Genomic DNA, 21,269 nt, shown 5'->3' with positions numbered 1-21,269 from the left:
CAGGGGGTGCGGGGTTCACGCGTGTGCGGACCGGCGGCCGGTCAGCCCTGGACGGCGTACGCGCGCGTCCCCGGCCGGGGCGCGAACCCCAGCTCCACCCGCCAGGCCCCCAGCACCAGCCCGGACGGGTAGAACATCGGCTCCGGCAGCGCGTCCAGCGGCAGCCGCTCCCAGCCGCCGCAGGAGTGCGGCTCCATGACCACCGCGGGCGCCAGGCTCGGCGGCGCGAGCACCGCGGCGGTGAGCCTGGGGCGGCCCAGCTCGTGGTCGAGCAGCAGTGCCAGTACCCGCATCTCCTCGGCCGGGAGCACGATCCCGGTCTCCTCGGCGAGCTCGCGCGCGGCGGTCCGCTCGAAGGACTCGCCGGGGTCGACCTTGCCGCCGGGAAGGCTCCAGGTCGGCGGCTCGCCGGCCGTCGTGCGGCGGCCGATCAGCACCCGGCCGTCCCCGGTGGGCACGATCACTCCGGCGCCGAGCAGCGGTGCGTGGATCACGTCGGTTCCTCCGAACGGGGTGACGGTGCGGCAGTGGCAGTGGCAGGACGGCGCGGTGGTCACGCCGTCCTGCCGGACGACTACCAGGCGGCGCGGTCGAAGTCCTTCAGGAAGCACCCGTAGAGGTCCTCGCCCTGCTCGCCGCGCACGATCGGGTCGTAGACCCGGGCCGCGCCGTCGACCAGGTCGAGCGGGGCGTGGAAGCCCTCGTCGGCGAGGCGCATCTTGTCCGGGTGCGGGCGCTCGTCGGTGATCCAGCCGGTGTCGACGGCGGTCATCAGGATGCCGTCGGTCTGGAACATCTCCATCGCGCTGGTGCGGGTCAGCATGTTGAGCGCGGCCTTGGCCATGTTGGTGTGCGGGTGGCCGGCGCCCTTGTAGCCGCGGGTGAAGACGCCCTCCATCGCGGACACGTTGACCACGTACTTGCGGCGGGACGCCGAGGCGGCCATCGCCGGGCGGAGCCGGCTGATCAGGATGAACGGCGCGGTGGAGTTGCAGAGCTGCACCTCCAGCAGCTCGACCGGGCCGACCTCGCTGACGGTCTGCACCCAGCTGTTGGTGTCCGCGAGGTCCGGGACCAGGCCGCCGGCGTCGATCGCCGTCCCGGCCCGGATCCGCTCCGGCGTGGCCGAGCCGGTGACCAGGGCGAGCGAGGTGACGTCCTCGGCGGAGATCCGCTCGGCCGGGTCCGACGCCTGGTGCGGCAGCGCGGGCAGGTCGACGCTGCCGCTGTTGAAGCGGCCGATGGTGGTCGACTGCGGCAGCTCCCCGGCCGGCAGCGGCGCGGACTCGGCGGCGACCAGCTCCCGGTAGGACTCCGGCGGTCGGCGCACGGTCTGCGCGGCGTTGTTGATCAGGATGTCCAGCGGGCCGTCCGCCGCGACCTCGTCGGCCAGCGCCATCACCTGGGCCGGGTCGCGCAGGTCGATGCCGACGATCTTCAGCCGGTGCAGCCACTCGGCGCTGTCCGGCATCGCGGTGAAGCGGCGGATCGCGTCGTTGGGGAAGCGGGTGGTGATGGTGGTGTGCGCGCCGTCGCGCAGCAGCATCAGCGCGATGTACATCCCGATCTTGGCGCGGCCGCCGGTCAGCAGCGCGCGCTTGCCGGTCAGGTCGGCGCGGGCGTCGCGGTGGGCCCGGTTCTTGCTCGCGCAGCCCTGGCAGAGGTTGTGGTAGAACGCGTCGACCTCGATGTAGCGCTGCTTGCAGATGTAGCAGGAGCGGGGGCGCTCCAGGATCCCGGCGATCTCCGTGGTGGTGACGGTGGTCAGGCCGAAGGCGCCGGCCGTCTCGTCGTCGATCCGGCTCGGGGCGCCGGTCGCGGTGCGCGCGGTGACCTCGCGGTCGTTGGCGGTCTTGCGGGCCCGGGTCTCCTGGCGGCGGCGCTGCTTGAGGGTGCGGAATATGCCGCCGACGGCCTGGCGGACGGTGATCGCGTCCGGGTGGTCGACATGCAGCTCGTCCAGCTCGGCGAGCACCTCCAGGCAGAGCCGGAGCCGTTCGGGGTCGAGGCCGGGGCCGTAGTCGATCTCCTCGGTGCCCTCGATGCCCTCGTCGCCCGGGCGCTGCTGCCCGGTGTCCACGTCCGCCGCCGTCGTCAGTCCCGCCGCCATGCCTCTGCCGTTCCCGCTCGCCTCGCCGATCACGGCGTCCGCCGCGTCTACCGCGTGAATGCTACGGGAGCGGCCCCGGCCGGGGCGAAAAGCCGAGGTTTGGACGATCCTCCATATCTACGCGCGAAGCTTTGATCATGACTTGTAGGCAGCCCCAGCAAACGGCAGCCAGCTGGCGTTTGTCCTACCGGTACCGGAGAATCGAACGTTGGGTGCGGGGCGCCCGAGTGCGCCCTGCGGCCGTGCCGCACCCGCACCCGAGGTGTAATTTCTCCCAGCCAGAGAGCCCCGTTTCATGCGCTTCCTGAACGACCTCATGCCCTCGTACGACCTTACGTACGACGACGTCTTCATGGTCCCCAGCCGATCCGCCGTGGGCTCCCGCCAGGCTGTCGACCTCTCCTCCAACGACGGCACCGGCACCACCGTCCCGCTGGTCGTGGCCAACATGACCGCCATCGCCGGCCGCCGGATGGCCGAGACCGTCGCCCGCCGCGGCGGCCTGGTCGCCATCCCGCAGGACATCCCGACCGAGGTCATCGCCGAGGTCGTCGGCTGGGTCAAGCAGCGCCACCTGGTGCACGACACCGCCATCACCCTCGACCCCGGCGCCACTGTCGCCGAGGCCCTCTCGCTGCTCCCCAAGCGCGCCCACGGCGCGCTGGTCGTGGTCGAGGACGGCCGCCCCGTCGGCGTCGTCACCGACTCCGACTGCCAGGGCGTCGACCGCTTCACCTCGCTCGCCGAGGTGATGTCCCGCGACCTGCTGCTGCTGGACGAGGGCATCGACCCCCGCGACGCCTTCGACCGGCTCAGCGAGGCGCACCGCAAGCTCGCCCCCGTGGTCGGCCCCGACGGCCGCCTGGTCGGCCTGCTCACCCGCAAGAACGCCCTGCGCGCCACCCTCTACACCCCGGCCGTCGACGCCGCCGGCAAGCTGCGGATCGCCGCCACCGTCGGCATCAACGGCGACGTCGCCGGCAAGGCCAAGGCCCTGCTGGAGGCCGGCGCCGACACGCTCGTCGTGGACACCGCGCACGGCCACCAGGAGTCGATGATCAACGCGCTGCGCGCCGTGCGCGGGCTGGACCCGCAGGTCCCGGTCGTCGCGGGCAACGTCGTCTCGGCGGCCGGTGTGCGTGACCTGGTCGAGGCCGGCGCGGACATCCTGAAGGTCGGTGTCGGCCCGGGCGCGATGTGCACCACCCGGATGATGACCGGCGTCGGCCGCCCGCAGTTCTCCGCCGTGCTGGAGTGCGCCGCCGAGGCCCGCCGCCTGGGCAAGCACGTCTGGGCCGACGGCGGGGTGCGCCACCCGCGCGACGTCGCCATGGCGCTGGCCGCCGGCGCCTCCAACGTGATGGTCGGCTCCTGGTTCGCCGGCACCTACGAGTCGCCCGGCGACCTCCAGACCACCGCCGACGGCCGCCAGTACAAGGAGTCCTTCGGCATGGCCTCCAAGCGGGCCGTGAGCAACCGCACCTCCCAGGACTCCTCCTACGACCGCGCCCGCAAGGCGCTGTTCGAGGAGGGCATCTCGCACTCCCGGATGTTCCTCGACCCGGCCCGCCCGGGCGTCGAGGACCTCATCGACTCCATCGTCGCGGGCGTGCGCAGCTCCTGCACCTACGCGGGCGCGGCGAGCCTGGAGGAGTTCCACGAGAAGGCCGTGGTCGGCATCCAGAGCGCGGCCGGCTACGCCGAGGGCAAGCCGCTGCACTCCAGCTGGGCCTGATCACCGCCCGGCGGGCGTCCGTCGGTGGCCGGTCCGCTCCTCGCCACGGGGAGCAGGCCGGCCACCGGCGCGTCCGGCGCCGGTGATACCTGCGGGTCCGGCTCCGACGTCGGTACCGGCACTGGCACCGGTACCGGCGCGCCGGCGGCGGCGGGTGCCTCGGCGGCCTCGTCCCGCAGGCCCAGCGGCAGGAGCAGCGCACGGCCGAGCAGCCCGACCGCCCCGTCCAGCGCCGCCGCGCACGCCCGCGCCGCCGCCGGCCGCCCGCGCAGCCCCCAGAGCAGCCGCACCGAGCCCCAGGCGGCCTCCCGCGCGGTGTCGACCGACCAGGCCCCGATCCGGTGCGTCATCGGCTCCAGCCGCTCCAGTACGTCCGGCCCGGGCATCAGCTGCTCGCGCACGGCCGTCTCGACCCCCGCCAGCAGAGCGTTGATCCGGTGGTAGTCGTCCTCCAACTGCTCGGGCTCCAGGCCGAGCCGGCGGCAGGTGTCGACGACGGCGAGCGGCAGGTCGTGCTGGATATGGGCGTTCATCCCGGCCAGCGCGAACTGCAGCGGGTGCACCTCCGGGTCGGCGCGCTGCTCGAACAGCGGCCGCCAGCAGGCCGGCGGCCTCCGCCCGGCCGCGACCGCGTCCACCGCCAGCAGGTAGCGCCCGGCGAACAGCACGTCCAGCTCCGCGACGGCGGACGGGTCGGCGAACCCGCCCAGCCCGGTCCCGACGCCCTCGGTGACCGTGAGGTACATCCGGTTGAACACCGCCACCCCGTCGGTGGGCGGGAGGTCGGCCGCGATCGCCCGCAGCCGCCGGACGACGCCGTCGATCCCCCGCGCCCCGTCCGCGATCCCTGTGGGCACCCCGGTCATCCGTCACCCTCCGACGTCGATCGTGTATTGATCGCATCATCGTGACAGGAGTCGGAGGCGCCGCACAGACGCCGCGCCTCAGCCCAGTTCGTACTCCAGGACGTACGTGTGCCGGCCCTCCTCGTCCACCTCCAGCTCGAACACCCCGGTGATCCCCGCCAGCCCGTCCGTGCCGGTCCCCGCGACCACCCGGATCGACAGCCGCTCGCCGTGGCTCCCCGGCGCCGAGTGCTGCAGCACGAATGACCCCGGCCGCCCGTCCAGCGCGCCCGTGAACCGCTCCACCGCCACGTACGCGGCCGGGCCGCCCGAGCCGTCCAGCACCGACAGCATCCGCACCACGCTCGCCCCGGTCAGCCCACCCGTGAACTCCTTGGTGATCCGGACCCGGCCGAGCGTCGCGCCCGGCTGCTCGTCCGTCTCCTCCGGCTCGAACGCCGTCACCTCGAAGGCCCCGCTCGTCCTGTCGCCCATCGCACCGTCCCCTCGACGAAAGCCCGTGCGCCCGGTCGGTACCGACCGCGGGGCCACCCTCGCACGCCCCACTGACAATCGCGCCGTGACTCCCGGCGGGGGCGGTGTTCCGGTGGGGCCGTGCGCCCGGCCGCCGTGGTCCCGACGGTCGGCGACCGGCGACCGGCGACCGGTGACCGGCGATCGAGCGATCAGCGGTCCCAGCGGACCGCGAGGGCCGCCGCGTCGTCCGCGAGGCCGGCCGGGGCGACCCAGGCGGCGAGGTCGGGCAGGAGGGCGTCCATCAGGTCCTCCGGCGTCCCGGCCGGGAGTTCGGCGAAGCGCTCGGGGAGCGGGTAGAACCCGCCCGCCGCGTCACGGGCCTCGGAGACCCCGTCGGTGTACAGCAGCAGCAGGTCGCCGGGACACGGATCGACAGGCTCGGCGGTGTAGCGGCCGTCGCCGAGCAGGTCGAGCAGTCCCAGCGGCGGCGCGTGCCGGGCGGGCACGAGTTCGGTGACCCGGCCGGCGCGGCGCAGCAGCGGGTACGGATGGCCGCAGTTCACCAGCAGGGCCGCGTTGTCCCCCCGGTCCACGCCGAGCAGCACCGCGGTCACGAACCGCCCGTCGGAGGGCCGTCCGGTCAGCGCGGCGTCGAGGTGCTCGGCCAGCCGGGCGAGGTCCGGTTCGGTGCGCGCGGCCGTGCGGAAGGCGCCGAGCACGTCCGCCGCCGTCTCGACCGCCGACAGGCCGTGGCCCTGGACGTCCCCGAGCAGGATCCGGATCCCGAACGGCGTGTCCGCCACCTCGTACAGGTCCCCGCCGATCCTCGCCTCGGCGGCCGCCGCCACGTACCGGACGGCGATCCGCAGCGGCCCGATCCGTTCCGGCGGAGGGCGCAGCAGGGCCCGCTGGGCCGCCTCGGCGACGGTCCGGACGTGGAACAGCTCGCGTTCGCGGGCGGCGATCAGCACCACGTTGGCGGTGCTGGCGAGGGTGGTGGCCGTGATGGTGACCAGCGAGACGAGGTGGACGGAGGCGGGCAGCTGCGAGTTGAGGTCCTCCAGCAGACCCGCCACCACGACGGCGGCCGCGCCGGTGGCGAGCGGCACCCGGGCCCGGCGGGTGGTGGCACCGACCAGCACGGGCGCCGCGGCGAGCACGGGGGAGAGGGTGCTGCCCGGGCCGGTCAGCAGGTCCGTCACCACGGCCGCGACCAGCAGCAGGAAGGCGCCGCCCAGCAGCAGCCTGGTCCGCCGCGGCAGCCGGGGCGGCGGCGGTGCGGCGTCCACCGCCGTCGCGCTCCCGGTGTCCTCGCCGCTCGCGCTCACGCACCCGCCTCCCGGTCACTCGACGGTCCGACGACTCGACGGCGGCGCCCGTCGGGGCGCCGTCCCCTCCGTCCACTCTCCACCGCCGCCCGCCCCACCGGCATCCCGGCGCCCGGTCCGGGGGCCCTCCGCACCGGTGTCCGCCGTACCGGCCCGCTCGCCCGTCGTCCGCCCGGGAGCCGGGACGAACTAGGCTGACGGGCGCGATGAGACGTAGGAGCGCGGCCCCGACCTCCCCCCTGCCGCAGCGGCAGGGGGTCGATCCGGTGCATCTGCGGCTGCCGGTGACCGGCGGGCCGTGGGAGACCGTGCGGGAGTACCTGGGGGAGCGGCTGCCGGCGGTGGCGGCCGAGCGGGTGGACGGGCTGCTGCGGGCCGGCGAGGTGGTCGGCGAGGACGGCCGGTCCGTCGGCCCGGCCGACCCGTTCCGTCCCGGCGCCCACCTGTGGTTCTACCGGGAGCTGCCGGCCGAGGTGCCGGTCCCGTTCGAGCTGGAGGTGCTGCACCGGGACGAGCACCTGGTGGTCGTCGACAAGCCGCACTTCCTGGCCACCACCCCGCGCGGGCGGCACGTCGTCGAGACGGCGCTGAGCCGGCTGCGGCACGCACTGGACCTGCCCGCGCTGAGCCCGGCGCACCGGCTGGACCGGCTGACGGCGGGGCTGGCGATGTTCGTGGTGCGCCCGCAGGACCGGGGCGCCTACCAGTCGCTGTTCCGGGACCGGCTGGTCCGGAAGGAGTACCGGGCGGTGGCGGCGTTCGACCCGGCGGTGGAGCTGCCCCGCACCGTGCGCAGCCACATCGTGAAGGAGCGCGGGGTGATCGCCGCCCAGGAGCTCGACGCGCCGCCGAACAGCGAGAGCCGGATCGACCTGCTGGAGCGGCGTGACGGGCTGGGCCACTACCTGTTGCGGCCGTCCACCGGCCGGACCCACCAGCTGCGGCTGCACATGAGCGGCCTGGGTCTGCCGATCCTGGGCGACCCGGTGTACCCGGTGCTGCTGCCGGAGCCGGCGCCGGACGACTTCCGGCGGCCGCTCCAGCTGCTCTCCGCCGCGATGGAGTTCACCGATCCGCTGACCGGCCGTCCGCGCCGTTTCGACAGCCGACGGACGCTGGCGGCCTGGTCGGACCCGGAGTCCTGGTAGCCCCGCCCGCCCGTGCGAGGGGGTCTTCCCGAGGGGGTCTTCTCCGGGGGCCCCGTACGGAGTAATTTAGTTGACCTCAGCTAAATATTCTCGGGCCCGTCCGGGGCCCGGCCCATCCGGGGGAGGACGGGGCGATGGACGTGGACACGGACCACCCGCGCTACAAATGGGTGGCACTCTCCAACACCACACTCGGCATGCTGATCGCCACGATCAACTCCTCGATCGTGCTGATCTCGCTGCCCGCGATCTTCAACGGCATCCACCTGGACCCGCTGCGGCCCGGCAACGTCGGCTACCTGCTGTGGATGCTGATGGGCTACATGCTGGTCACGGCGGTGCTCGTGGTCACCCTCGGCCGGCTCGGCGACATCTGGGGCCGGGTGCGGATCTACAACGCCGGTTTCCTGATCTTCACCGTCACCTCGGTCGTCCTCTCCCTCGACCCCTTCCAGGGCGGCGGCGGAGCGCTCTGGCTGATCGGCTGGCGCGTGGTGCAGGCGGTCGGCGGCGCCATGCTGATGGCGAACGCCGCCGCGATCATCACCGACGCCTTCCCCGCCCGGCAGCGCGGCATGGCCCTCGGCGTCAACATGGTCGCCGCGATCGCCGGTTCCTTCGTCGGCCTCGTCCTCGGCGGACTGCTCGCCGAGTGGAACTGGCGGTCCGTCTTCTGGGTGAACGTGCCGATCGGCGTGATCGGCACCGTCTGGGCCTACCGCTCGCTGCGCGAGACCGGCGTCCGCCGCCCCGGCCGGATCGACTGGTGGGGCAACATCACCTTCGCCGTCGGCCTGACCGCCCTGCTCGCGGCGATCACCTACGGCATCCAGCCGTACGGCGGGCACACCATGGGCTGGACCGACCCGTGGGTGCTGGCCGGGCTGATCGGCGGCACCGCCGTGCTCGCGCTGTTCTGCGCGATCGAGCGCCGGGTCGCCGAACCGATGTTCCCGCTGCGGCTCTTCCGCGACCCGGTGTTCGCCGGCGGCAACCTCGCCACCCTGCTGGGTTCGATCGCCCGCGGCGGCCTCCAGTTCATGCTGATCGTCTGGCTCCAGGGCATCTGGCTGCCGCTGCACGGGTACGACTACGCCGACACCCCGCTGTGGGCGGGCATCTACCTCGTACCGCTCACCGTCGGCTTCCTCGTCGCCGGGCCGGTCGCCGGGCACCTGTCCGACCGGTTCGGGGCCAGGCTGTTCGCCGCCGGCGGCCTGCTGGTGACGGCCGCCTCCTTCGCCGGACTGCTCGCCCTGCCCACCGACTTCGGCTACCCGGCGTTCGCGCTGCTGGTCTTCCTCAACGGCCTCGGCGGCGGCCTGTTCGCCGCGCCCAACACGGCCCTGGTGATGTCCAGCGTGCCCGCCGCCGACCGGGGCGCCGCCTCCGGCATGCGGGCCACCTTCCAGAACGCCGGCATGGTGCTCTCCATCGGCGTCTTCTTCTCACTCATGGTGGCCGGACTGGCCGGCTCCCTGCCGCACACCCTCGCCGACGGGCTCACCGCCCAGGGCGTGCCCGCCGCGGACGCCCACACCGTCGCTCAACTGCCCCCGGTCGGCATCCTGTTCGCGGCCTTCCTCGGCTACAACCCGATCCGCGAACTGCTCGGCCCGCACGTCCTCGCCCAGGTGCCCGCCGACTCCGCCGGGACGCTCACCGGTCGGGAGTTCTTCCCCCACCTGATCTCCGGCCCCTTCCACGACGGCCTCGTGGTGGTGTTCGCGCTCGCCATCGCGATGTCGCTGGTCGGGGCCGTCGCCTCGCTGCTGCGCGGGCGCGCCGGACGCGCGACGGCCGGGGCGGGAACCGGTACCGGCAGCGGAACGGGCGGTGGCGGCACCGGGAAGGCCCGCGCGGCGACCCGGGGAGCGGGCTCGTGACCGCCCCGGAGCCGCTCGGACCGGCGCCCGGGGGCGCGGAACCCGGCCCGCTGGACGCGGCGGCCGTCGCCCGGCTGCGGCTGGTGATCGCCCGGCTGCACCGCAGGCTCGCGCAGTCCTCGGCCGGCCAGGAGTTCACCTTCGCGCAGCAGTCCGCGATCGCCAGGATCGAGCAGCACGGACCGCTGCGGCTCGGCGAACTCGCCGCCCTGGAAGGGGTGTCCGCGCCGTCCATGACCCGCACCGTCGGCCCGCTGGTGACCGCCGGGGTGGTCGAACGGCTCCCCGACCCCACGGACGGCCGCTCCTTCCTGGTCGCCCTCGCCCCGGCCGGCGCCGAACTGCTCGCCGGGATCCGCCGGCAGCGCTCCGAACTCCTGGCCCGCCGGGCCGAGAACCTCACCCCGGACGAACAGGCACTGCTGCTCGCGGCCCTGCCGGTCCTGGAGCACCTGCTGGCCGCCGAGGACACCTGACCGCGGCGTCCGGTCCTCGCGTCCGGTCCTCGCGTCCGGTCCTCGTGCTCGGTCTTCGCGTCCGGGCGGCCCCCGCCGGCCCCCGCCGGGGGCCGGGCCGCTCACCGGTCGGACGGCCCCGACGGCCCCGACGGCCCCGACAGGCCCGGCGGCAGCTCCAGTTCGAACCAGACCACCTTGCCGTCCGGCGTCCGCCGGGTGCCCCAGCGGTGCGCGAGTTCGTTCACCAGATGGATTCCGCGCCCGCCCTCGTCCTCCTCGTCGGCGCGCCGCATCCGTGGCGCCTCGGCGTCCCGGTCGGCCACCTCCACGGTCAGCGTCCGGTTGCACAGCAGCCGCAGCTGCGTCGGCGAACCCGCGTGCACCAGGGCATTGGTGATCAGCTCACTGGTCAGCAGCTCGGCCCAGTCGGCGAGCGGGGCCAGCCCCCAACCGGTCAGCGTCTCCCGGGTGAACCGGCGCGAGTGCGCCACCATCGCGTGGTCGTCGTCGAGCGGGAGCGTGGCGATCCGGTCCGAACCGGCCGGCCGCACCTGCGCCATGATGACCGCGATGTCGTCCTCGCTGCTGCGGCCGGTGAGTTCGGAGAGCACCGCGTCGCAGGTCTGCTCCAGCGAGCCGCGCCGGTCCGCGATCGTGCGGCACAGCAGCCGCAGCCCCTCGTCGAGGTCGCGGCCGCGCCGCTCCACCAGGCCGTCGGTGTAGAGCGCCAGCAACCCCTCCTCCGGCAGCGTGAACTCCACGCTCTCGAACGGGACCCCGCCCACCCCGAGCGGCGCGCCCGGCGGCAGTTCCAGCAGCCGCGCGTTCCCCCCGGTGTCGGCCACCACCGGCGGCAGGTGGCCCGCGCAGGAGGCCGTGCAGCGGCGGTCGACCGGGTCGTAGACGACACAGACGCAGGTGGCGAACTGGCCCTCGCCGATCGCCGTGGTCGCCTCGTCCAGCCGCTGCATCACCCGGTCCGGCGCCAGCTCCAGCGTGATCAACGTCCTTGCCACAGTCCGCAGTTGCCCCATGGTCGCGGCCGCCCTGATGCCGTGCCCCATCACATCGCCGACCACCAGCGCGACCCGGCCCGAGGAGAGTGGGACGACATCGAACCAGTCCCCGCCGACCTCGCTCACCACACTGCTCGGCAGATAGCGGTAGGCGATCTCCAGCCCCAGCGTGCGGTGGATCTCCTGCGGCAGCAGGCTCCGCTGCAGGGTCAACGCCGTCTCCCGCTCCCGCCGGTACAGCCGACCGTTGTCGATCGCCAGCGCGGTCCGGCCGACCAGCTCCTCCGCCAGCGCCCGGTCCGCCGGGCCGAACGACAGCGGATTGCGGGTCCGGATGAACTCCGCGCCGCCCAGCACCAGTCCGCGCGCCAGCAACGGCACCATCAGGTACGAGTGCACACCCGCGTCCAGGCCCGGCTGCACCCGGTCCGGCGAGGCCACGATCCGGCGCAGCGCCGCCTCGTCGACCTCCGACACCAGGATCGACCGCCCGGTGCGCAGGCTCTCCGCGTACACCTGGGCCGACTGCGAGGTCTCGCCCACCGCGTCGGCCGCGTCCGACATCACCCCGTCGGCGTCCACCTCGCCGACCGCCACCGCCCGCATCAGCACCGAGCCGTCCGGCGGCACCGGCGCCGGGTCCTCGCCGCCGAGCACCGCCTCGCGCAGGTCGACGGTGACGAAGTCGGCGAACCGGGGGATCACCACCTCGATCAACTCGTGGGCGGTGCGGTAGAGATCCAGCGTGGTGCCGATCCGGTTCGACGCCTCGTTCAACAACGACAGCCGCTGCTGCGCGGCCCACGCCTCGTCGAGCGCCCGCTGCCGGGCCGCCGCCGCGTCCCGCTCCCGGGTGAACAGCAGCGCGTTGTCGATCGACACGGCCGCCCGCACCGCCAACTCCCCGGCCAGCGCCAGGTCGTCGTCCTCGTACGGGCGGTCCACCACCGTCCGGTAGAACGCCGCGACGCCGACCGGCGAACCGCGCGCGATCAGCGGCACCACCATGAACGAGCGGACCCGCTGCTCGTGCACCGCCGCCGCGCGCACCGGATCGTCCCGGAACCAGGCCATCCCGGCCTCGTCCATCCGCGGGACCAGCACCGGACGGCGGTGCCCGAGCGCCCAGGCGTACGGGGAGGTGGCCGGGAAGCGGTGCACCCCGCCGCTGCGGTCGATCGGCCGCAGGGTCGAGCGGTCCGCCGAATGGAAGGCCATCCGCCGCAGCAGCGCCGAGCCGTCGCCCGAGGGCCGCGCCTCGCGCTCGCCGCGCACCAGGTCCTCCAGCACCTCGACCACCACCGTGTCGGCCAGCCGGGGGGTCGCCACGGCGGCCAGCTCCTCGGCGGTCTGGGCGAGGTCCAGGGTGGTGCCGATCCGGGCCGAGGCCACGTTCACCAGCGCCAGGCGCTCCTGCGCGGCCTTCGCCTCGCGCAGCGCCTGCTGCCGGGCGAGCACGATCTGGTGCTGGCGCAGGTAGAGCCGGGCGTTGTCGATGGCCACGGCGGCCCGGGAGGCGAGCTCGTCGCCGAGTGTGATGTCGGCCTCGGCGAAGGACTCCCGCTCGCCCCGCCGCGAGTAGACGATCATGCCGAGGGTGGTGCCGCGCGCCACCAGCGGGGTGATCCGCACCGACCGCGGACGGTCACCGAGGTACGCCTGCCGGCGGCTCTCGGTGATCGCGTCGCTCAGCGGCGGCAGTTCCCAGGACGGCACCACCACCGTCCGCCCGGTGGCCAGCGCCCGCGCGTACGGGGTGTCCGGCGTCACCTCGTACACGGTGTCGACCGGCAGCGCCTCGGCCGGGTACAACGGGTCGGAGGTCGCCAGGGCCAGCCGCCGCACGTGCTGCGGCGCGGACGGGTCCAGCGGCTCGACGGTCCGGCCGGCCGCCAGCGCCTCCAGCGCGAAGACGCCGCTGATGTCGGCCACCTTGGGCACCATGGCGTCGGCCAGCTCCCGGGCGGTCTGCCGCAGGTCCAGCGTGGTCCCGATGGAGGCGGTGGCCTCCACCAGCAGGGCCAGCCGCTCCTGCGCGCGGGCGGCGCGGGCGTCGGCCCGGAAACGCTCGGTGATGTCGATGATGGTCGAACTCACGCCCAGTACCCGGCCGCCCGGCTCCTCCAGACGGAAGTAGGAGGCCGACCAGGCGTGGTCGTGGGTCGGGTCGCCCGGCGTACGGCCGTGCGAACGGGCGTCCAGCACCGGTTCGCCGGTCTCCAGCACCCGGCGCATCACCGCCTCGCTCTCGGCGCCGTTGATCCCGGGCAGCAGCTCGGTCAGCCGGTTCCCGAGGTGCCGCTCCACCGGCAGCCCGTTCACCCGGGCCAGCGCCTCGTTGATCCGTACGAAGGCGAGCTGGGCGTCGTACACCGCCATCCCGACCGGGGACTGCGAGAAGAAGCCGTCCAGCACCGCCAGGTCCGCCTGGATCCGGCGCAGCGTGGTCACGTCCGAGGCCACCGCCAGCACCAGCGGGCTCCCGGCCGGACCGGCGATCGGATGGGTACGGAACTCCAGGTTCACATGGTGCCCGTCGCGGTGGCGCACCGGGAACACACCGGACCAGCCGCGGCCGTCCAGGATCTCCTGGAACAGCTCCAGCACGTCCGGCCGCTGCTCGTCCGAGGCCAGCAACTGGGCGGCCCGCGCGCCGATCGCCTCCTGCGCGGAGTATCCGAGCAGGGCCTCGGCGTCACTGCTCCAGTGCAGGATCCGGCCGTCCGCCTCGATCAGCGCGGTCGCGATCGGCACCATCAGCAGCGCGTCCGAGTCCGCCGCGGCCTCCTCCGGGCCCCCGGCCGGTGCCGGACGCACCCCATCCCCGGACGGCACCCGCCCGGGCCCGTCGGTCTCATGCTCAGGACGCTCGTTCACCATGCTCGGTCACCATGGCCAGCACCGCCCGGAGGTCGTCCCCATCAGCCCTGCCATCCTCCCACGCCCCCCACCACCCCCGCGCGGCACGCGAGCCCGTGGGCCGTTCCGACAGGCTCTGCGCGCCCCTGCGGTCCGCGTCCGTGCCGTCCGGTACCGAGGCCCTCCGGCGCCGCCGGGGCCTCCGGCCGGAACGGTCGTGCGACGGGAGGACGTGCGGCTGGAGGAGTCGTGCGAGGTGGTGTGCCGCGAGGCTGTCGAGGATCTCGCGCAACCCGGCGCCGGCCGGCCGGCCGGATCACCGGACGGCCGGAGCTCAACCGGAGCTCAACCGGAGTACGGCCGGACGCGGTGAAGGGGGCCGTGGCTGTGCGCACGGCCCCCTTCCCCGGGTGCGGGGCGCCCCGTTCCCTGCCCTCGTCGGCGGATCTGCACGTGGTAATGAGCCGTACGGTCTGCTCTGTCACCTGTACGCGTTGCTGAGCTGCGTTGTCGATGGGGAGTTGAACCCCTGCGTTGCTCTTCACGCGCCGGGCCGGATGAACCGCCGGCCGCGGTGTGTGCACGCCTCCGCTGCGACTACCTGCTTCCCGCACCCGGTCGGTGATCAGTCCTCGATCAGGTCGATCTCCCAGTTGGTGCGCTGGATCAGCGTGTCCACCTCGCGGATCTCCTTGGCCAGGACGTCGGCCCGGGCGCGGAGCTCGGCGACCGGCAGGGCGGAGAGGATCCGGAGCTCGGACCGCAGCTGCCGCACGGCTCCGCGCTGGTCGCGTCCGGAGGCCGCGTCGGCGGCCGAGGTGATCACCGAGTGGCGCAGCCGGAGGACGTCCCGGCGGGCGAGGGCATCGGTCACGGTACCGCCGCCTTCGACGACCGCGGCGGAGTTGGTCCGGTTGATCGCACGGATCAGCCGCTCCAACTCGTCCAGCGCCTCGTCGGCCTGGGCCAGGACGTCCGCCGCGTTCTCCGCGGGCTCCTCGCCTTCCTGGAAACGGGCACTGCCGACGACGCGCGCCCGCAACTGCTCCACCTGCCGCGCCGCCGCCGCACGCTGCGCGAGCGCCTCAGCCAGTTTCATCGCGTCATCACCTCTACCGCTGTTGCTCGTCCGACAAGTGTGTGTACCGCCCCCCCGCTCGAACGCCCGGTGCGGAGCCTCGTATGTCCGGCGCCGTCCGCATCACCCCGACCCCGTCGGCGGTGGCGTCGAATCCGGGCAGCGGTCGCGTGGAACCGTGACCGCCCTGGGGAAGAGCCGCACCGAGTCGCCCGGGCGTCGCCCGACCGCGGTCAGGACGTCGCGCAGGACGTCCGGCCGCTCCTGCCCCCGGAGTTCCCGGAGGTCGGCCAGGTCGGCCGCCCCGTCATTCTGTCTGCCCTCCTGCGCCGCCCCAACCGGTTTTCCCCACCCCGGTGGTGCTCCCGGACCGGGACCGCCCCCCTCGCCGCTATGGACGGGGACGGCGCTGCGGGACTTTGCAAAGTCTCCACTTTGCAAAAGGTGTCGGGCTTTTGCAAAGTCCTTTCGGGTGGGAGGACTTTGCAAAATGCGCCGCTACCGGCCGGGGAAGGTGGCGCGGGTGGTTTGGAGGGCGCGGAGGAGGCGGACGGCGGGGGCGTCGACGGAGCGGCGGGTGTTGGCGAGGACGATGACGCCGACCTGGCGTTCGGGGTCGAAGGCGATGAAGGAGCGGTAGCCGCCGGTGCCGCCGTTGTGCCAGATCTGGAGGTGGCCGCCCTGGCGGGCGTGGAGGCGGTGACCGAGCCAGCCGAGGTGCATCCAGGCGACCGGGTTGACGCGGTGCCGGACCTCCCGGGTGAGCGCGATCGCGGGAGCCAGCGCCGAGTCCTCGGCCGCGCCCGAGGCCAGTTGGGCCTGGAGCAGGACCGCCAGGTCGGCCGCGGTGGAGCGCAGGCCGCCCGCGCCGGCGAGGTCGGCGAGGTTCCAGGCCGGGACCGGGCGCCCGCCCGAGGTGTGTCCGGGGGCGAGCCGGGCGGTCTGCTCCGGGTCCGGTTCCAGGACGGTGTCCTTCAGCCCGAGCGGCTCGCAGACCTCCCGTCGGACGAGCTCCCCGTAACCGACGCCGGCCCGGTGCGCGAGCGCGAGGCCGAGGAGTCCGGCGCCGAGGTTGGAGTAGCGGAAGCTGCGGCCGGGGGCGGCTCGCAGCCTGGTCCGGCCGAGGCCGGCCAGCAGGGTCTCGGTGGTGCAGTGCGCGTACGGGTCGGGCTTGTTGGGGCTGAGCAGGGAGGACAGCAGCATGCCGGCGGGCAGCCTCGGCAGGCCGGAGGTGTGGGTGGCGAGGTGCCGCAGGGTGAGCGGGTCCGGGCCCTTGGCCGGGACGGTGACGCCGGCCGGGAGGGCGTCGGAGAGCACGTCGGCGAGCGGGTCGTCGAGGGTGACGGTGCCCGCCAGTGTGAGCCGGGCGAGCGTGAGCGAGGTGAAGACCTTGGTCACCGACCCGATCTCGAAGAGGGTGTCGGGTCCGGGCGGACCGCCGGCGGCCCCGGGGCCGGTGCGTCCGGCGCCGCGGATCTCCACCGTGCCGCGGGCGAGCCCGGCGACCACCGCGCCGACCTGTTGGCCGGCGAGGCGGTCGGCGGTCTGCTGGACGAGGCTGCCAAGATCGTTCATGGTTCCGAGCCTAGGAGGGGCGGGACGGTGGTCGCGTCCACCGAGGCGACGATTTCGGTACCCGCCGCTCGTCCCCGGGAGGTACGGGGCGGCCGCCGTCCCGCCGCCCGGTCAGCAGCTCAGGTTGTTGCCGGGGACGGTGCCGAGCAGCTGGGTGAAGCGCTGGTAGGCGTTGATCCGGCTCTGCACCTGGGCGGGGTTGCCGCCGTTGCACTCCAGCGAGCCGTTGATGCTGCGGATGGTCTCGCCGAAGCCCGCGCCGTTGACCATGGCGTTGTGGGGGGTCATGGTGCCGGGCCCGTTCTGGGTGTTCCAGTACCAGAGCCCGGTCTTCCAGGCCACGGCCGGGTCGGTCTGCACCAGGTTGGGGTTGCGCAGCAGGTCGATGCCGAGGGCGTCGCCGGCGGCCTTGTAGTTGAAGTTCCAGCTCAGCTGGATCGGCCCGCGCCCGTAGTAGGCGGACTGTCCGGCGGGGCAGCCGTAGGGCTGGGAAGTGTCGCAGTAGTGCGGGTAGTTGGCCGTGTTCTGCTCCACCACGTAGACCAGTGCGCCGGTTTCGTGGTTGACGTTGGCGAGGAACGCCGCGGCCTCCTGCTTGCGGACGGTGTCGGAGCCGGTGGCGGCGAACGCGGGGTAGGCGGAGAGGGCGTCGACCAGGCCCTGGTAGGTGTAGAAGGGGTTCCGGTTCGGGAACATCTGGTTGAACTGTGCCTGGCTGACCGGGAATCCGCCCGGGTTCACGGTGCCCGTGGGGGTGGGCGTGCCGGTCGGGTTCGGGCCGGTGCCGCAGCCGCCCTGGTCGGACCAGACGCCCGAACCACCGGTGCTCGGCGGCTCGTTCTGGGTCCACCACTTGGCGAGCCAGTTGTGGCCGTTGTACGAGACGGTGGCCCCGTTGGTGTAGACGGCGGAGGAGTTCCAGGGCGTCGCGCAGGCGGCGGCGCTGGCGTTGGCGGCGGGCAGCAGCAGGATCACCGCGAGCGCCGTGAGAACGGCGGACAGCAGTGCGAGCAGGCGTTTCGTGGACACTTGATCACCCCTTGTGCGGTGGGGGCCGCACGGTCGTGGAGGACGGTTCGTCGGGGCAGGGGAGCCGGGCCCCGCGTGGGGGCGCGTCGTGGGGGACGGGCCGACCGGGGTGCGGGCCGGGTGCGGGGTAGTTCCAGACTCAAGCGGAGTGGTCTATACCTGTCAAGGGGTTCGGGGCGAATCGCCCGGAAAGGCGCCGGGGTGGACCGCCCCGGGGAGCGGCCGGAGCGCCGGAGGCGGCTTCGGGGCGGGGTGCCCGCAGGGGGTGCGAGGGGCGTGAGGGGCGCGGGCGGCTGGCCGTGGTCCGGTCGCCGGGTCTGGGAGGATGTCCGGGTGGACCAGACCCCCGACCCCGCCGCCCGCCCCGGCCCCGGCGCACCGATCAGGTCGGGCATTCCGGAGCACGGCCGGGTGCCCAAGTACTACGCCGTCAAGGGCCGGCTGGAGTCCCTGCTGGACGAGCTCGGCGAGGGGGGCGTGCTGCCGACCGAGCGTGAGCTCGCCGCCCGTTTCGAGGTGGCCCGGGAGACCCTCCGGCAGGCGCTGCGCGAGCTGTTGATCCAGGGCCGGGTCCGGCGGCGGGGCCGCAGCACGGTGGTGGCCGGCCCGAAGCTGGAGCAGCCGCTCTCGCTCGCCAGTTACACCGAGGGGGTGCGGCGCCAGGGCCGGGTGCCGGGTCGCACCTTGATCGGGCTCGAACGACTGGGTGCCGACCGGCAGTTGGCCGGGCAGCTGGGCATCGGCGCCGGCGATCCGGTCTGGCACCTGGAGCGGGTCCTGCTCGCGGACGGCGAGCGGGTGGGCCTGGAGAGCACCTATCTGGCGGTCGGGCGGGTGCCCGGGCTGGAGGAGGAGTTCGACCCCGGGTCCTCGCTGTACGCGTACCTCGGTGAGAAGGCGGGCATCTCCTTCGGCGCCGCGGACGAGCGGATCGAGACGGTACTGGCGACCCCGCGCGAGGCGCTGCTGATCGGCACCCCGCCCGCGCTGCCGATGCTGCTGCTGCACCGGCTGACCCGGGATGCCGCCGACCGGCCGGTGGAGCGGGTCCGTTCGCTCTACCGGGGCGACCGCTTCAGCTTCACCACCCGCCTGGAGGCGGACTGAGCTCGGCGGTCCGATCTCGGCGGACCGGTCCGGCCCGAATCGTTCGGCGGGCCAAGTTCGATCACGTAAAGATAACGGGTCTGGACCGAATTCGGGCGTTGTTCACACCCGGGTCGGCAACCCGGCGACCCCCGGTCATCCGCCGCTCCGACCGTAGTCACCGCCCCGTTCCGCGCCATGACGACGCATCAGGAGAACGACGTGACCCCCCGGATCCCCGCCGCGCAGCAGGCCCACGCCACCCCGCAGAGCCCAACCGTCACCGCCACCGCCCCCGCCGCGGTCCCGGCCCTGTCCCGCCGGGGCCTGCTCCTCGGCGCCGCCGCGGCACTCGCCGCCGGCCCGCTGGCCGCCACCGCCGCCCACGCGGCCACCACGCCCGCCGCCCGCGCGGCCACCCCCGTCACCGCCGCCGCCCGCACCCCCAAGGTCCTGGTCATCGGCCTGGACGGCACCATGATCACCCGCGTCAAGGACTCCGGCGCCCCGAACCTCGCCGCCCTGATGGCCGGCGGCCTCACCGCCGCCAGCAGCCTCTACACCAACCCGATGGCGGGCACCTCCTCCGGCCCGGGCTGGTCCACCATCGCCACCGGCGTCTGGCCGGACAAGCACAACGTCCGCGACAACAACTTCACCGCCCCCGCCTTCGCCGCCTACCCGGACTTCCTGACCCGGGCCGAGACCGCGAACCCGGCGCTCTCCACCTACGTGGTGGCGTCCTGGGCACCGATCGCCGACACGATCTACTCCGGCCGGGTCGACACCCGCGTCGCCACCCCGTCCGCCGAGTACGACACCGGCACCACCGCCCGCGCCGTCGCCCGGCTGCGCGACGGTGACCCCGACGCGGTCTTCGTCCAACTGGACAACGTCGACCACGCCGGGCACAACAGCGGCTCCGCCAGCCGGGCGTACCTGGACGCGATCCGGGGCGTGGACGCCCAGGTCGGCCAGATCCTCGCCGCCGTCCGGGGCCGGACCGGCTACGCCCAGGAGGACTGGCTGGTGATGGTCACCGCCGACCACGGTCACACCCCCACCGGCGGCCACGGCGGTTCCACCTGGGAGGAGCGGCAGACCTTCGTGATCGCCAACGGTTCGGCGTTCCCGGCCGGTTCGGTGCGCCACGACGTGCGGATGGTCGACATCGCGCCCACCGCGCTGGCCCACCTCGGCATCGCCGCGGACCCCGCCTGGGGCCTCGACGGCACCGCGGTCCCGGCCCTCGTCCCGGACGACTTCGACGCGCTGCGCCCGCAGCTCACCGGCCGGGTCGACGAGACCGGCATCGCCGCCGGCGTCCTCGGTTTCACCCGCACCGCGCCGGCCGGCTGGTCGGTCGACAACTCGGCGATGGGCACCGGCGGCGTCACCGAGTGGCGCGGCTGGTCGTTCACCACCGACGAGTTCTGGACCAAGGCCCAGCGCGACCAGAACCGCGAGTTGAACGTCCGCTCCCGCAACGTCTTCGCCGTCGCCGACTCCGACGAGTGGGCCGACAGGACCTTCCAGGGGAACTACGACTCCACCCTGGTCAGCCCCGAGTACCCGGTGGCGGGCCGGAGCAGCGTCCCGGTCGTGTTCAACACCTTCTACCGGCCCGAGGGCGTCCAGACCGCCCGGGTGCTCGCGGTCTGGGACGGCGGCACTCCCGTCGAGGTGAAGAGCTACACCGCCGACACCAACGGCCGCCAGCGGCTGGACCTGGCCGTCCCGGCGGGCGCGAGCCGGCTGCGGCTGCGCTTCCGGTACACCGGGAGCAACAACTGGTACTGGGTCGTGGACGGCGTCCGGGTCGGCTGACCCGGGCGGGCTCAGGGGGCGAGCGCGGCGCGCAGCCGCTCGGCGACCAGTGCCGCGTCCGCCTCGTCGGAGTAGGTCCGGCGCGGCCAGAAGAAGCCGCGCAGCCCGTCCTTGGGGTTGCGCGGCACCACGTGGACGTGCAGGTGCGGCACCGACTGGCTGATCCGGTTGTTCGCCGCGACGAAGCTCCCCGCCGCCCCCAGGCCGAGCTCCACCGCCGCCGCCACCCGCCGCACGCGCAGGAAGAACGGGCCCACCTCCGTCGGGGGCAGGTCGGTCAGGGTGGGGTGATGGTCGCGGGGGACCACCAGCACATGGCCGGGGAAGAGCGGCCGGCGGTCCAGGAAGGCCACCGCCACCTCGTCGTCCAGCACCCGGTGCGCGGGCTCCGTGCCGGCGACCACCGCGCAGAAGACGCAGTCCATCCGTCCATTCAACCCGCCCCGCGCGGCCCCGGCACGCGCTCCCGCCCGGGTCACCCGTCCGGACCCCGAGCGGGTGCGGCCCGGCGGCGTCCGGGCGCACCGTGCAGGTGGGGCGCGCGGCGCGTCCCGTCGACGAGGAGGTGGCCCGGATGGCGGGCAAGTTCGAGGTGTACGAGGACGCCGGTGGCAAGTACCGGTTCCGGCTCAAGGCGGGCAACGGCGAGATCGTCGCCACCGGCCAGGGATACGCGAGCAAGGACGCGGCGCACAAGGGCGTCGAGGCCGTTCAGCGGGCGGCGAACGGCGCGAGCGTGGTGGACGTCGCCAAGTCCGCGGCCGCGGCCTGATCGCGGCGGTCCGTGCGGGGCCGGTCCGGGGCGGCACGAG

17 protein-coding genes are annotated in these 21,269 nt (G+C 74.1%); 7 read left to right on the top strand and 10 right to left on the bottom strand.

Going from position 1 to position 21,269, the window contains the following annotated elements; translation table 11 throughout:
* Positions 1-41: 41 nt before the first annotated feature.
* Together ACIQ9P_RS31445 and ACIQ9P_RS31440 are read right to left on the bottom strand one after the other, a co-directional pair.
* Positions 42-494, bottom strand: coding sequence for an NUDIX hydrolase (locus tag ACIQ9P_RS31445; protein WP_402363726.1), 453 nt, complete (start codon positions 492-494; stop codon positions 42-44).
* Positions 495-574: 80 nt separating this feature from the next.
* Positions 575-2,110, bottom strand: coding sequence for an SDR family NAD(P)-dependent oxidoreductase (locus ACIQ9P_RS31440; protein ID WP_402363723.1), 1,536 nt, complete (start codon positions 2,108-2,110; stop codon positions 575-577).
* 295 nt (positions 2,111-2,405) lie between these two features.
* Here ACIQ9P_RS31440 and ACIQ9P_RS31435 point away from each other — a divergent pair, with 295 nt between their 5' ends.
* The gene (locus ACIQ9P_RS31435; RefSeq protein ID WP_402363720.1) at positions 2,406-3,845 is read left to right on the top strand and encodes a GuaB1 family IMP dehydrogenase-related protein; all 1,440 of its coding nucleotides are present in this window, start codon (positions 2,406-2,408) and stop codon (positions 3,843-3,845) included.
* Here the strand turns inward: ACIQ9P_RS31435 and ACIQ9P_RS31430 are convergent.
* From ACIQ9P_RS31430 to ACIQ9P_RS31420, 3 genes are all read right to left on the bottom strand, one after another.
* Positions 3,806-4,711, bottom strand: coding sequence for a DUF5995 family protein (locus ACIQ9P_RS31430; RefSeq protein WP_402363717.1), 906 nt, complete (start codon positions 4,709-4,711; stop codon positions 3,806-3,808). The two genes, ACIQ9P_RS31435 and ACIQ9P_RS31430, sit on opposite strands and share 40 nt — an antisense overlap.
* Before the next feature lie 78 nt (positions 4,712-4,789).
* Positions 4,790-5,185: a DUF3224 domain-containing protein gene (locus ACIQ9P_RS31425; RefSeq protein WP_402363714.1), complete on the bottom strand. Its 396-nt coding sequence runs from the start codon at positions 5,183-5,185 to the stop codon at positions 4,790-4,792.
* 191 nt (positions 5,186-5,376) lie between these two features.
* Positions 5,377-6,495, bottom strand: coding sequence for a PP2C family protein-serine/threonine phosphatase (locus ACIQ9P_RS31420; RefSeq protein WP_402363711.1), 1,119 nt, complete (start codon positions 6,493-6,495; stop codon positions 5,377-5,379).
* 206 nt (positions 6,496-6,701) lie between these two features.
* Here ACIQ9P_RS31420 and ACIQ9P_RS31415 point away from each other — a divergent pair, with 206 nt between their 5' ends.
* From ACIQ9P_RS31415 to ACIQ9P_RS31405, 3 genes are all read left to right on the top strand, one after another.
* Positions 6,702-7,643 (top strand): RluA family pseudouridine synthase, encoded by a 942-nt coding sequence (locus ACIQ9P_RS31415; RefSeq protein WP_402363708.1) that lies wholly within the window; start codon positions 6,702-6,704, stop codon positions 7,641-7,643.
* A 134-nt stretch (positions 7,644-7,777) separates the two neighbouring features.
* The gene (locus ACIQ9P_RS31410) at positions 7,778-9,529 is read left to right on the top strand and encodes an MFS transporter (protein ID WP_402363706.1); all 1,752 of its coding nucleotides are present in this window, start codon (positions 7,778-7,780) and stop codon (positions 9,527-9,529) included.
* On the top strand, positions 9,526-10,005 hold the full coding sequence (locus tag ACIQ9P_RS31405) for a MarR family winged helix-turn-helix transcriptional regulator (protein ID WP_402363703.1): 480 nt from the start codon (positions 9,526-9,528) through the stop codon (positions 10,003-10,005). Before ACIQ9P_RS31410 ends, ACIQ9P_RS31405 begins: the two co-directional genes overlap by 4 nt.
* A 101-nt stretch (positions 10,006-10,106) precedes the next feature.
* On the opposite strand, the gene ACIQ9P_RS31400 is transcribed toward ACIQ9P_RS31405, so the two are convergent.
* The 4 genes from ACIQ9P_RS31400 to ACIQ9P_RS31385 form a co-directional block, all read right to left on the bottom strand.
* Positions 10,107-13,820: a SpoIIE family protein phosphatase gene (locus ACIQ9P_RS31400; RefSeq protein ID WP_402363700.1), complete on the bottom strand. Its 3,714-nt coding sequence runs from the start codon at positions 13,818-13,820 to the stop codon at positions 10,107-10,109.
* 667 nt (positions 13,821-14,487) lie between these two features.
* Positions 14,488-14,961 (bottom strand): DIP1984 family protein, encoded by a 474-nt coding sequence (locus ACIQ9P_RS31395; protein WP_402363698.1) that lies wholly within the window; start codon positions 14,959-14,961, stop codon positions 14,488-14,490.
* 477 nt (positions 14,962-15,438) lie between these two features.
* Positions 15,439-16,515, bottom strand: coding sequence for a serine hydrolase domain-containing protein (locus ACIQ9P_RS31390; RefSeq protein WP_402363695.1), 1,077 nt, complete (start codon positions 16,513-16,515; stop codon positions 15,439-15,441).
* Between the two features lie 111 nt (positions 16,516-16,626).
* A complete protein-coding gene (locus ACIQ9P_RS31385; protein ID WP_402363692.1) occupies positions 16,627-17,544 on the bottom strand; it encodes a glycoside hydrolase family 19 protein in 918 nt (305 codons plus the stop codon).
* Between the two features lie 333 nt (positions 17,545-17,877).
* Here ACIQ9P_RS31385 and ACIQ9P_RS31380 point away from each other — a divergent pair, with 333 nt between their 5' ends.
* Together ACIQ9P_RS31380 and ACIQ9P_RS31375 are read left to right on the top strand one after the other, a co-directional pair.
* The gene (locus tag ACIQ9P_RS31380; RefSeq protein ID WP_402363689.1) at positions 17,878-18,651 is read left to right on the top strand and encodes a GntR family transcriptional regulator; all 774 of its coding nucleotides are present in this window, start codon (positions 17,878-17,880) and stop codon (positions 18,649-18,651) included.
* 177 nt (positions 18,652-18,828) lie between these two features.
* Positions 18,829-20,457, top strand: a complete 1,629-nt coding sequence (locus ACIQ9P_RS31375) for an alkaline phosphatase family protein (RefSeq protein WP_402363687.1) — start codon at positions 18,829-18,831, stop codon at positions 20,455-20,457.
* Positions 20,458-20,468: 11 nt separating this feature from the next.
* On the opposite strand, the gene ACIQ9P_RS31370 is transcribed toward ACIQ9P_RS31375, so the two are convergent.
* Positions 20,469-20,882: an HIT family protein gene (locus ACIQ9P_RS31370; protein ID WP_402363684.1), complete on the bottom strand. Its 414-nt coding sequence runs from the start codon at positions 20,880-20,882 to the stop codon at positions 20,469-20,471.
* A 149-nt stretch (positions 20,883-21,031) separates the two neighbouring features.
* Here ACIQ9P_RS31370 and ACIQ9P_RS31365 point away from each other — a divergent pair, with 149 nt between their 5' ends.
* Positions 21,032-21,229 carry a YegP family protein gene (locus tag ACIQ9P_RS31365; RefSeq protein ID WP_375969629.1) on the top strand — a complete coding sequence of 66 codons (198 nt, stop codon included), beginning with the start codon at positions 21,032-21,034 and terminating at the stop codon, positions 21,227-21,229.
* Positions 21,230-21,269: the final 40 nt, after the last annotated feature.

Origin of the sequence: Kitasatospora sp. NPDC094019, from assembly GCF_044764505.1 — a bacterium.
GTDB lineage: Bacteria > Actinomycetota > Actinomycetes > Streptomycetales > Streptomycetaceae > Kitasatospora.
The sequence above is the reverse complement of the archived record's forward strand: the minus strand, read 5'-3'. Positions and strand labels throughout refer to the sequence as shown.